This window comes from Flavobacterium pectinovorum (assembly GCF_006438875.1).
In the GTDB taxonomy this organism is placed as follows: domain Bacteria; phylum Bacteroidota; class Bacteroidia; order Flavobacteriales; family Flavobacteriaceae; genus Flavobacterium; species Flavobacterium pectinovorum_A.
The window spans coordinates 338,134-350,775 of the sequence record NZ_RCZH01000003.1 but is presented as its reverse complement, the minus strand read 5'-3'; the positions used below and the strand labels follow the sequence as shown (position 1 = coordinate 350,775).

The window sequence follows — 12,642 nt, the reverse complement described above, 5'->3', positions numbered from 1 at the left end:
TAAAATATTAAAAAATAATATTCTGAAAATTACAAAAGTTCACCTAAGATAAGTACTGAATTTAAGAGGCAAATACGGCAGTTGAAGGTGAAATCACTGTGATGATCCGTTTTTTTTGGCAGAGCGATTTCTCCCTAAGTCAGGTAAAAAAAAACATTTTTTAATCTATGAATTTGTAATCCGTTCAAAATCCTTAAAAAATGCAAAAATTCTTGTTTTGATACAAGTTTTTGTTATATTTAATGCAACTCAAACGGAAGTTTTTTATAGACAAACGTTAGCAGTCATTGTTAAACAGCAATATAAAATTGAAAACATAATTTAGCAAAAGGGATTAAAATGGAATTTGAAAATTATTTAAGTATATTTAAAAAAGCAGCAACGAAAATTAACAAAAGAGTACTAAATGAAAAGGGGCTTGAAATAGCTGTTGGAGAAGTTTTGAATTCGGTTTTTTTGAAACTTTATAAAAAATCATGGACAAATTCAAAAGAGAATCCCTTAACTGCTGAGACAAGAATTTTCTTTTCAATTTGGGTTAACGAATCAACTTTGTAACAGAAAAAAATATTCTATAATATCCATGCATTGAAACTTCGAAAATTAAATGGTTATTCTATTGAAAGTAGAAAATTTGCAAATTCTTTTAGAGAAGAGTTTAAAAAAAGTATATACAACTGGAAAAATATAAGCATTGATTTTGGACCACTTACATTAATGCAGGGATGGATAGAATTTGACAATGAAAAAGCTCAAGAAGATATTTTGCATCTTGCAAACAATTTTTTAGAAATTGAAAATATAATTGATAAAACTCTAATTGAATTTAAAAAACAACGAACCTTTAACTGACTAAACTCATTGCTAAAAAGGTATTTAAGTATTACTGCAAGTTACATCTACCTGCAGCTTTTATATTTCTATACAATAGGAATTCCTGCCCAATAGAACACAAGCATAACTACAATGGTTATTGCAATACTGCACCAAGTGAGGATACGCCAGTAAGTGGATCTTCCATTCCCATATCGCCAAATTCTCTCCCCTGCTTCTTCCCTGAATGATTTTAAAGTTAATCTCACCAGTACATAGGTTGAAAAAGTAAAGATCAAAATTGTAATTAACCAAAATTTTATCATAGTTTATATTTTTAAAATACTGTTAAATTTTCTCTTTTTTTAGATTTCATATCCGCTGCCGCCAATTCCAATTACGCACATTGCGAGCTTGTGGTATGTTTTGCTGCCTTAATATCTTGAGTAAATGCCTGATACCTGACATTCTAAATGGCAGTTTTAAACTGTTTTAAAGGCAGAGTGACTATAAACTCTGCTCCGTTATTTTTATCGCCAAAGGCCTCAATAGTTCCGTTATGCCTTTTGGCTATTTTTCTGCACAGTGCAAGCCCAAGTCCGTTTCCTTCATACTCATCTTTAGAATGCAGTCGCTCAAAGGCCTTAAATATGCTTTGAAAATGACTTGAATCCAGCCCTATCCCATTATCTTTGATACTTATACGTACAAAATCACTGCCCTTAATTTCTACCAGCGCCGATGAAATAATTACCCGCGGCGGCTGATCTGACTTTGAAAACTTGAGTGCATTGTGCACTATGTTATAAAAAAGCTGCTGAATGAGTATCGGAGCCCCTTCTATCTCAGCAAGCTCACTTACGATCAGTATGGCGTTTTTTTCTTTTATAACCAGCTCCAAGTCCGTTTTTATATGCTCCATAATTTCATTTAGGCCTATTTTTTGTACCGGCTGTGCTGTTTTGTCAATTGTGGAATAATCAAGGATTCCCTCTATGACAGCATGCATCCTAAGGGCAGAATGATCAATTTTTCCCAGATATCTTTCCGCACTCTGCAAGGAACCAGATTCCAGATCACTTCTCAAAAAGGCATTAAATATCATAATTTTTCGCAGAGGCTCCTTAAGATCATGGCTTACTACACTGGCAAAATGCAGCAGATCGTCATTGGATCTGCGAAGCTCTCTGGTGTGCTCGGCGACCTGCTTTTTTACTTCCTGCTCAAACTGCCTCTGCCCGGTTATATCATGGATGATCCCTATAATGGTACTCGGCCTGCCCTTCACATCTTTGATAATTTTACCGTTGATTTTCACCCATCGTATGGACTGGTCCTCATTGATGATCCGGGCCTCATAGTTTATTAGGCCTGTTTTTTGAGCCTGCTTGTGTGCTTTTTCCCGTACTGGGAGATCTTCAGGGTGCAGTTTTGCAATTAACTCTTCATTAGTGATATCCGGGCCAGCAGACCAGATAGCGTCAAAATTTCCGGAGGTTTTAATTTGTTGGGTCTCCAAGTCAATTTCATAAGTTCCCATACCCGAGGATTCAACTGCTATGCGAAGTTTTTCTTTTGCGCTCTGTGTCTGCAGTTTTGCCAGATGCAGGTCCGTAACGTCTACTCCTGTATTCATCACGCCGTAAATTCGTCCCTCCCTGTCAGTAAGAGGCACGAAACTATAATTAAAATAATGCGTTTGGGGAATGCCATCGATTACCAGCTCTACTTTTTTGTCTTTGGCATGAAAAGCAATGCCCGTTTTAAAGACCCCTATAACCTGATCAAATATCTGCTGGCCTTCGAACTCTGGAAGTAACTCCTTATAGCTTTTTCCTACTACCTGGCTGCCTTTTCCCCAGGTCCCAATCATAGCGGGATTCGCAAACTCTATTTTTAGTTCTTCTCCGACATAGACCCCGATGGGCAATGGTGTGTTCTCTACTATATCTTTCAAAAGTGTTAGGTTGTCGTACATGACTGTTGATGGTTTTTGCGAATTTATAAAGCTTCTGCATTTACAGCATTACATCACGGGCTAACAATATTTCAAAATTCCAAGAAACTGAATTTTTGTCTTTTTTGCTTAGCGGATTGTTATGCTCTTTTTTTTAAATAAATTTCCAGACTATGTCTTGGCTAAGATTTCCCTTTTTACAATTGCCCATTTACTTTTATTCTTTACAAACAATAATACTGAAACAATAATATGTTTATTTTCTGTCTTAGAAAGCACCAGCATTGCCTTGTTGTCAAAGGATTTGAAATTCTTTACAGCAAATCTTTCTGTATTTTTATCCCGCGGTTCATCAGTGGCCCTGCTGCTGTTAAAATGGATTGAATACCCTCCAATTTGTTTTGCAAATTTATGATCGATTGAAAATTCATTATAGGAGATATCATAGATCAGATCTTTAAACTGATCTTTGTAAAAGGGGTTTTTGTCAAAAAAATCAACCAATAGCTCATCTGCATCTTCATTATAGGCAATTTTGGGATCCAGTTGAATAATCGTTTTTTCACTTTTTTTTAGTTTTGTTATTTTTCTCTGTGTAAAACCTTCAGGATGAGCCTCAGCATCAATTATTTTCAGAAAATTATGCTCTAAAAACAACTGGCTTTTTAAATTCTGATTCTCACAGGAAACCAACATAAAGAGCAAAAAAAGGAAGGCTTGTTTTTTAAAAAAACATTTAAACATATTTATATTATTTTGTAAACCGTTTTTTTATAACAGTTGGGATTCTGCACCCAGTTTTGCAGTGATTGAAAAATCTTTTTTCTCTACTTGACTTTGAGGGGGTACATTTTATTTATTTACCATGCTTTGATACAGACAGGCACAATACATTTAAGAGCCAATAAAATAAAAAGACTTTAATTGCTGATAAAGCACCTGATGCGCCACCACACCGGTTTATTTTTAACCTTAGCGGTTTAGTACTGCTGTTTATTCTGATCGATTACTCTCCTAGGGATAAATCCCTGCTGATCATATCGGCCAAAACGACCTTCTCCCGTAAAGGTTTACAAGGGAAGTACTGCTGTAAATTAGAACAAATACATCGCCAGCCCTATATCGGCACTGATGCGCCTTACTTATTTTAATTTAAGGCTTCTAAAATAAGAGCAAAAGATAATTCAGCAGGGGAATTCTGCCGGAAAATAACCGGTATTAAAACCTAGAAAAGCTGATACAGGTGAAGATGGGCATGCCGATCTACTTGGTATAATTTGGCAATTCCGTAAATTAAACTGTTTTTAAAAATACCAAAACGGATTAACTGGTGGGAATAAGCCCTCTTCAAAATAAACGGATCAGAAGTTGTAGCCCTATATTTTACTTTCTTTTTTACCTTGATATGCAGGTCTGTTTTATTGGCTGCAAAAGAGCCTGAATCTATAACATGAAGTATCTGGAATTTTGAATAAACCTGCTGCATTTCAAGTCCGGCAAGTACCCGTTGACGACTTTTGTATTCTCTGCTTAGAAAAGCAAAAAAGAACAGCACGACAGGAATTATGAACTTAAAATTTCTCATCAATAAAATTAGGGATTAAATATTGGCATATTTACAATTGGATTGATACAATATGGTACCAAAGATATCCCTTTTTAGAATAAAATTATCTTCTAAAAGAAAAAAACTGCGGCCTAATCGTACAAGCGCAAATCTAAATTTTAAGCAGGTTGTTTTTATTGGTCCCAGCAGATAAAAAAAGATAAACAAGTACATAAATAACAGCTATTTAAAAAAAAGAAAAACAATTTGCTGAATCTTTAAGTTTATTTATTTATTTTTGTTTGTATAGCAATGAGTGTAACCAAGGATTTTCACCGTCAAGATTACCTGACTAAATTGGCTTACAGCAATTGCCTGACCCAAATTTACATATTAACCTTAATACGCCCCTATCATGAAAAAAATTACTCAGATTATCTGTATTTTTTTGACAGTTACCAGTATGAGTGCCCAGCAGGAGAAAGGAATTATAGGCTACACCAACTGGCTGGACAACTGGACCGAATTTAAACCTCATAAAACAGAGTACGGCGATCCAAACCAAATTTTAGCAGGAAATATTAGTGTTAACACAAAATTGCTCAAGAGGAATATCTATGTGTTACAGGGAAACGTATATGTTACAAACAATGCTGTTTTAACCATTGAACCAGGTACCTTAATTATCGGTGATTTTGAAACAAAAGGCACGCTTGTAGTAACAAAAGGAGCGCAGATAATTGCCGACGGGCAGGAAACAGACCCAATTGTTTTTACTTCTAACCGCAGCATGAAAAAAGCAGGCGACTGGGGCGGGGTTGTAATCCTTGGCGATGCTCCGATCAATAAATTCGGAAATATTGGTTCTTACAACTTAGATCTTGACCCTTCACTTACCACCTATGGAGGCGATAACGCCTCTTCAAATTCGGGTATTCTAAGATATGTAAGGATTGAATTTGCGGGAAAAAAAGTAAAAGGATCCGATACTTTTAACGGCCTTACCATTGCAGGAGTTGGAAACAAGACCATATTGGAGAACATAATGGTGAGCTACTCGGGAGGTGATTCATTTGCCTTTTACGGAGGTGATGTAAATGCTACAAAATTTGTTTCTTATAAATCCATCAATGACGATTATAAATTCACACAGGGCATTCAATGCCGCCTGTACAACTCACTGGCAGTAAGATCTTCTTATTTATCAAGTAATAAAGACGGATCACGCTGCATGGAAGTAAAATCATACGAAAAGAAAAACGAGACCGATTTTACCAAAAACCAGACTCTTGTTACCGCTTCCAATATAACAATGCTTAACGACAGCGAGAACATCAAAGCCGATATTCAGTCAGGTTTGGTAAAAGAAGCTGTTTACGTAGGGGAAAATGCTTCCCTTGAAATGAAACGCAGCGTAATTTCAGGATTCAGCCCTGCTGTTTTATTGGACAGCAAAACAGAGGTTAATGATGTTAATCTGAAGAAAGTACAATTTCAGGAAATGTTTTTTAACCTGTGTAAGGGGAATATTTTTACCGAGTACAATACAAACAATGAAGATTTAGAGCACTGGTACGGCAACAGCCTGTTTTTTAATGTTTCCGCACAAAGCGACAACAAAGAAACCTTCGTTGATATTTTCAATGCAAAAAAACCGGACTTCCGATTACAATTAGGCAAAATTACGGCCTCCAGCGGAAACAGATAATTTTTTTATATTCAAGGGCGCCAAACTGCTTAAGGGGCGCCCTTCACATTTATGTATTTGTCGTAAACAAGACCAAAAAAACCAAAACATAATGGCCTTACCTCTAGAAAAATATTTTATCATCTTACTATGTTTTATTTCTCCTGCTGCCGCTAGTTTATCTGCGCAGAGTTTAAAAATCAAACCCCTTTCCAATCAACAAACCTATACTGCACAAACACCTGAAAATGAGTTACAAAAGCATACTGCTGCTGCATTGAGCATCAAAACGGATGCTTCATGTCATTCTCAAACAGCAGAAAAATATATCACTGCCAGGGACGCAGGGGCTGCAGTTAATTTGAACAGCATTTTAGAATATACTCCCTGTTCTATTCAGACAGCTTCCTATTCCGCGCTTGTAAAAAATATTGTTGAAAAATACAAATATGATTTTTCAGAAACATTTATAGAGATTTTGTTTTTTGAAAATATCGATTTGGCAAGGCAGCGTACTATATAAGCAAAAAAAGAGCTATTTTTTTTTATATTTCCAGATAATTATGATACAGGCACTTGCTATAATATGGAACCCTTCAGATGGGATTCAAATCGGTTTTTTCACACTTCACTTCTACAGCCTTATGTTTCTGATCGCATTTGGCACCGGATGGTTTATAATGAAAAAAATATACGACCGCGAGAATGAACCTGTGGAAAAGCTTGACAAACTTTTTATCTATACAATAGCCGCCACGATAATCGGCGCAAGATTAGGACACGTCTTTTTCTACGACTGGAATTATTTTTCCAAGCATCCTGAGGAAATCCTGCTTCCTTTTCGTTTTAAGCCGCAATTTGAATATACAGGTTTTACAGGGCTTGCAAGTCATGGGGCTGCCATTGCAGTGATTCTGGTTGTTATCTGGTACAGCAAAAAAATAATCCATAAGCCTGTGTTCTGGGTACTGGACCGTATCGTGATACCGGTAAGCAGCGGAGGAGTTTTTGTAAGGCTGGGAAATTTTTTTAATTCTGAAATTACAGGAAGACCGGTATCCTCCACATTTCCTACAGCCGTAAAGTTTGTGAGGGATGAAGACAATCTTTCCAGGGCCAAAGCCATGAGCATAACTGGTAAACAAGACTACAGTCAGGCCTATGATTTAATAGAAAAAGATCCCCGGTTTTCAGATATTCTCGCTGCCATACCCTACAAGCATCCCGCGCAGCTTTATGAAGCCGCAGGATACATCGTTGTTTTTATAATCCTTTACTATATGTACTGGAAAACCGATGCACGGACCCAGCCTGGATTGATCTTTGGAGTTTTTCTGGTTTTACTTTGGACAGTCCGCTTTTGTGTAGAATTTGTAAAGGCCAGCCAGGGAGGATTTGAGGGAAAAGACCCTGTACTGCTAACAGGCCAGTGGCTAAGTATCCCATTCATTTTAGTCGGTTTTTTTATAATTCTCAGATCACATAAAAGAAAATCACTTTTTAAGAACTGATATACATACAATTTATTTATATTAAATCACTATATTACAGCCCCTTTACTACAACTTATTTATTAATAATAACCATGTTTTAAAATTCCGGCCAGTAGATAATCAATACTTATATTGTATCGGGGAAACAGTTTTTTTTATTTAATTATGAAAGTAAATTTACTTACGTCTTAAAAACAATCCAAATGAAAAATATCAGCATTTTTATTGCAGTAGTATTATTCAGCACCGTTGGTTACTGCCAAAATGGTCCCAGAATTGAATTTGAAGATGCGGATAATACCATAGATTATGGTACAACTTCCAAAGCGGATAATAAAGTTCGTTCATTTGAATTTAAAAACACCGGAAACGCACCGCTGCTGATCACACGCGCAGAATCAACACTAAGTTCAATCGTTGTTACAAAACCTGCTTCGGCAATTATGCCGGGTAAAAAAGGAAAAATTAATATCAAATACAACAATCTGACTGAAGGCCCGATTCGTAAAACAATTACCGTGGAGAGCAATGCCGTAAACTATCCGGACGGCAGGGTTGCCTTAAGAATTAAAGGGGAAGTCCTTTAAAAATAAAAGCTTAAAATAGTGAATAGCTGTTTTTTGAAACTTTTGTGATATAAAATATAATGCACGAAGAGTAATAGCTTACTAAAACTTAAAAACAGAATTTATATTTAAAGACAAGACCAGATAATAATAAGGCTGCACTATTTGAAGGCAGCCTTATTAATCTACTAGAAATAATATGAGTCAGTTAGGAGCATCGGGGATTTAATTCCATTTTTTTGTTTCCTGTATTACTTGATGATTTCACCCTGTTTTATTTCTTCCCCGGCTTTTAAAATGATACGGTCTGATGGTGACAAAGCCCCAAAAATTTCTGTATCATCTTTACTTGTCATACCTTCCTTAACATCAACAAAGGTAGCCCTGCCCTTTTTAACTACAATGATATATTCTTTTTCCGTTGTCTGAACAATAGCCGTATTGGGCACCAGCAGGGACTTTGCACCGGATACCATAGCAATTTTAACCTCTCCATACATACCGGGTTTTAGTTTATTATCGCTGTTGATCACATCTATTTCTATGGCTTCTGATCTCATGCTTCCCAAAGCATTGGCAACACGGCTTATCTTTCCCGTATACTCTTTTCCTTGTATTGCATTAAAGTTAAAGGTTATGGCTTTATTCAGGTCAACTTTATCCACATAGTTTTCCGGAACAGCAACCTCCAGACGTAATTTTCTGGTATCCTGTAAAACCAGCATGGGCTGGTCACTGGCCTTCCCTGGTGCAACAAGGGCACCCGGGGATATATTTCGCTCTACGATCATGCCATCAAATGGTGCATATATATTAAGATAGCCCTGCATGGTTTTTACCGACTGGACATTTGATTTTTCGGAATTAGCCACTGCCATATCAGATTTCATCTTGGACATCGCGCTGTCCAGTTCAAGGTTCGATACCGAGCCCGGTTCGGCTGCGGCCTCTTTGAGCCTCTTATACTTCTCCTTACTCGCATTTGCAGTTTCCAGCGCCTGCAGATAGCGCGAATTTGCTGCCTGAAGCTGTGACTCCATCTCAGGGGCTTCCAGTGTCAGGAGCAGTTCTCCCTTTCTAACCTTTGAACCACGGTCAACATAGATCGATTTTACAAACCCGTTTACCCTGGGAAACAAATTCACTTCATTAAAAGGGTTCAACTGTCCGGGCAGACGAACATAACTGGACAAGGCTTTCTCTGTGATAGTTCCAATTTCATATTCACTTGAGTTATTTTTCTTTGTCTGGGTCAGGTCTACCGGTTTTTCACTCTGGCCACAGCCAGCCAAAAGAACAAGGGATAAACCCAGTATACTTAATTTTGCTTTCATTTTTTTACATCGTTTAAATTTAAAATAGGTGATTCTTCGGGCATTAATGAGGGCGACTTATAAGTTGACTTCTCCTGCATCCAGGCAAATACCAGCGGCAGGATAAACAAAGCTGCCAGAGTGGAGGCAAATAATCCCCCAATTACAGCGCGCCCCAGTGGAGCAGTCTGCTCGCCGGCCTCTCCCATTCCTGCTGCCATAGGGACCATACCTGCCATCATGGCTAAACTGGTCATAAGGATAGGGCGTAAACGTATTGCAGCACTGGTAATAGAGGCGCGGGTTGCATTTTGAAATTCCAACCTAAGCTTTTCGCCATTGGTCACAATCAAAATTGCATTGGCAACAGACACACCTGTCGACATTATCATCCCCATGTAAGACTGCAGATTAAGGGTAGATCCTGTTAACATTAATGCCGTTAAGGAACCTAAAATTACGGCCGGCACTGTTGAGAGTACGGTAAGTGAGAGCTTAAATGACTGATAATTTGCCGCCAGCAGTAAAAAGATAACCAGGATGGCAAAACCCAGACCCACCTGCAGACTATCCATGGTTTCGGTCAGTAAGTTGGACATTCCTTTTAATTCACATACTAAACCCTTTGGCGGTACTCCTAATCCCTTGAGGGCTTTTTCAACATCAGCTGTGGCAGTACCCAGATTCATTTTATGGATATTGGCACTCACTGTTAAAAACCGTCTTGGTCCGGAGCGGTCATATTCACCCGGGGCATAATTTATTTTAAAATCTGCCACTTCGCCAAGCGTAGGCGTGTTTTGTCCTTTCAGCAGTGGGATTTCCTTTAATTCTTCTATAGTATTCATCGTAGACTCAGGTATCTGAACCTGAACCTGATACGTATATTGTTTATCTTCGTCCAGCCATTGGTTTTTCTCGGTAAAACGGCTTGAGGAGGTGCTGGCTGTAACAGAACGCGCCACATCTGTCACATTGAGTCCAAATTGCGAGATTTTTTTTCGGTCAAGTGTAATGTCGATTACCGGTATTTTCAGTGGCTGCACAATCTGCACATCGCGCAGATAAGGAATCTGTTTTAGTTTGGCTACTGCCTTATGGGCATAACTTTCAATCTCCTGCATGTTTTTCCCTGTTACCCTTAATTCAATTGGTGTGGCAGCTCCCTGACTCATTATTTTCTCGGTCATGTCTATAGGCTCAAAGGTAATACGAAGCTCAGGTCTGGCATGACGTATGTTTTTTCGCAGTGCATCTTTGAGCTCGTCCATATTTACTTTATAATTTTCATCCAGTTTGACCTGCAGTACAGCTTCGTGGGTACCGGTATTAAAAATATAAAGGTTACTTGTTCCATAGCTGCTTGGAATTATTCCTACATAGCCCGAACTGATCTCAATATGGTGATCCACTGTTTTATCAATAATGGATAATACCTGCTTAAACTTATCTTCGGTTCGCTCCAGGCGCGTGCCATCGGGAGCCTTAATTCGGATAAGAAACTGGCCATTATTCACTTTTGGCATCATATCTTTTCCGATAACAACAAATCCAATCCCCGCTAAAACAATAACAGCAGCTAAATAAACAGAAACAATAAGTTTTTTCTTTGGCATCCAGTTTGTGATAATATTCATAAACTTCATTTTAACAGTCTCAAAAAAATCATTATCTTTTGGATGCTCCACTTCATTTTCCAAATGTTCATTCACCTGAATTATTTCCTCCTTATCCAGTGCCTCCCCGGCATGCGCGTGAAGCTGCTTATGATCATAATGCTGGTATTGCTCTTCTTTTATCAGCCAGTTGCTTAGAATAGGCACCACTGTCTGGGCAAGGATGTAGGAGACGATCATCGTTAAGCCAATTGACATTGATAATGGAAGGAACATGGCTTTGGGCACACCATTCATTAGGAATGACGGCGCAAAAACAGCCAGAATACATAGCAGGATAAGCAAAAGCGGGAAGGCTATTTCTTCACAGGCATCATAAATGGCCCGCTTTTTTGACTTGCCCATTTCAAGATGCTGATGGATATTCTCTATCGTTACTGTTGCCTGATCCACTAAGATACCAATAGCCAATGCCAGACCGCTTAAGGTCATAATATTGATGGTTTGTCCAAAGGCCCCTAAGAGCATAACACCTAATAAAATAGATACCGGAATAGTAATCACTACAATCAGACTGCTACGCCAGTCACGCAGGAACAACAGTACCATCAATCCTGTCAGCAAGGCCCCTAGGCTGCCCTCGGTTATTAAACTTTTCACCGCATTAATCACAAAAACAGACTGGTCAAATTCGTATGATACTTTTATGTCATCAGGCAGCAAACTCTGCATTTCAGGCAGTTTGCTTTTCAGGCCCTGCACGACAGACCAGGTAGAGGCATCGGCAGTTTTTACAACTGGAATATAAACAGAACGCTTTCCATTAATCAGCGCATAATCAACCGTAATATCAGATGCATCGGCTACACGCGCCACATCTTTTACCAATACTGAAATTCCATTTTTAGTTTTGATTGGAATTTCACCAAACTCCTCCGATTTTTTTACCAGTGAATTTATCGTAGTGGTAAACATCGTATTATCAATACGAAGGTTACCCGAAGGCGACATCACATTGAATTTAGCAAGCGCTTCGACAACCTGGTCCGGGGTAAGGTCGTAACTGCGCAGTTTTGCCGGATCAATATTGACGGTAATCGAACGTGAATTAGCCCCAAAGGGAGGAGGCGCCGATAATCCGGGTACAGAAGCAAACATGGGTCTGATACGGGTGGCTGCCATGTCATAAATTTCTTTCAGGCTTCGGTTTGGAGCTGACAACACCAGCTGCCCCACTGGCAATGAGGAAGCGTCATAGCGCACTACCTGAGGCGGGAGCGCGCCAGGGGGGAAAAACTTCATTGCCCGGTTAACCTGTAAGGCAACCTGAGCCTGCGCTTCGGCCATGTTCGTATTTTCATAAAAACTGATCTTAAGCATCGTGAGCCCCTGAATGTTCTTGGCAGAGATGTTTTTTATTCCATTAACATACAGGAACTGATCCTGCAGACGGGTACTGAAAAAGCCTTCCATTTGCTGGGGCGACATACCGCCGTAAGATTCTATTACATATATCGTGGGCAGGTTGAGCTGCGGAAAGATATCTATAGGGATCTTCACAGCGCTTAGTATCGCGAAAATCAAAAGGCTCAAGGTAATGACCACTGTAGTAATAGGCCGTTTGAGTGCTGAGGTAACCATTGACATAATA

General features: G+C 38.7%; 11 protein-coding genes. 6 read left to right on the top strand and 5 right to left on the bottom strand.

Features of this window, described 5'->3' with window-relative positions:
- Positions 1-339 precede the first annotated feature (339 nt).
- Positions 340-558 (top strand): hypothetical protein, encoded by a 219-nt coding sequence (locus EAH81_RS05930; protein ID WP_140504799.1) that lies wholly within the window; start codon positions 340-342, stop codon positions 556-558.
- 30 nt (positions 559-588) lie between these two features.
- On the top strand, positions 589-852 hold the full coding sequence (locus tag EAH81_RS05925) for a hypothetical protein (RefSeq protein ID WP_140504797.1): 264 nt from the start codon (positions 589-591) through the stop codon (positions 850-852).
- A 430-nt stretch (positions 853-1,282) separates the two neighbouring features.
- On the opposite strand, the gene EAH81_RS05915 is transcribed toward EAH81_RS05925, so the two are convergent.
- The 3 genes from EAH81_RS05915 to EAH81_RS05905 form a co-directional block, all read right to left on the bottom strand.
- Positions 1,283-2,791 (bottom strand): ATP-binding protein, encoded by a 1,509-nt coding sequence (locus EAH81_RS05915; RefSeq protein WP_140504793.1) that lies wholly within the window; start codon positions 2,789-2,791, stop codon positions 1,283-1,285.
- Between the two features lie 150 nt (positions 2,792-2,941).
- A complete protein-coding gene (locus tag EAH81_RS05910) occupies positions 2,942-3,514 on the bottom strand; it encodes a hypothetical protein (RefSeq protein ID WP_140504791.1) in 573 nt (190 codons plus the stop codon).
- A 481-nt stretch (positions 3,515-3,995) separates the two neighbouring features.
- The gene (locus EAH81_RS05905) at positions 3,996-4,355 is read right to left on the bottom strand and encodes a hypothetical protein (RefSeq protein ID WP_140504789.1); all 360 of its coding nucleotides are present in this window, start codon (positions 4,353-4,355) and stop codon (positions 3,996-3,998) included.
- Between the two features lie 376 nt (positions 4,356-4,731).
- On the opposite strand from EAH81_RS05905, the gene EAH81_RS05900 reads away from it, so the two are divergent.
- The 4 genes from EAH81_RS05900 to EAH81_RS05885 all read left to right on the top strand — a co-directional run bounded on the left by EAH81_RS05900 (position 4,732) and on the right by EAH81_RS05885 (position 8,083).
- The gene (locus EAH81_RS05900; protein WP_140504787.1) at positions 4,732-6,024 is read left to right on the top strand and encodes a hypothetical protein; all 1,293 of its coding nucleotides are present in this window, start codon (positions 4,732-4,734) and stop codon (positions 6,022-6,024) included.
- A gap of 91 nt (positions 6,025-6,115) precedes the next feature.
- Positions 6,116-6,526 carry a hypothetical protein gene (locus EAH81_RS05895; RefSeq protein WP_140504786.1) on the top strand — a complete coding sequence of 137 codons (411 nt, stop codon included), beginning with the start codon at positions 6,116-6,118 and terminating at the stop codon, positions 6,524-6,526.
- Positions 6,527-6,566: 40 nt separating this feature from the next.
- Complete coding sequence (lgt, locus tag EAH81_RS05890; RefSeq protein ID WP_140504784.1) at positions 6,567-7,514, top strand: prolipoprotein diacylglyceryl transferase; 948 nt, start codon at positions 6,567-6,569, stop codon at positions 7,512-7,514.
- 185 nt (positions 7,515-7,699) lie between these two features.
- Complete coding sequence (locus EAH81_RS05885; RefSeq protein ID WP_140504782.1) at positions 7,700-8,083, top strand: DUF1573 domain-containing protein; 384 nt, start codon at positions 7,700-7,702, stop codon at positions 8,081-8,083.
- Positions 8,084-8,313: 230 nt separating this feature from the next.
- Here EAH81_RS05885 and EAH81_RS05880 read toward each other — a convergent pair whose 3' ends face one another.
- A complete protein-coding gene (locus tag EAH81_RS05880) occupies positions 8,314-9,396 on the bottom strand; it encodes an efflux RND transporter periplasmic adaptor subunit (RefSeq protein WP_140504780.1) in 1,083 nt (360 codons plus the stop codon).
- Complete coding sequence (locus EAH81_RS05875) at positions 9,393-12,638, bottom strand: efflux RND transporter permease subunit (RefSeq protein WP_140504778.1); 3,246 nt, start codon at positions 12,636-12,638, stop codon at positions 9,393-9,395. The genes EAH81_RS05880 and EAH81_RS05875 overlap by 4 nt, the downstream gene beginning before the upstream one ends.
- Positions 12,639-12,642: the final 4 nt, after the last annotated feature.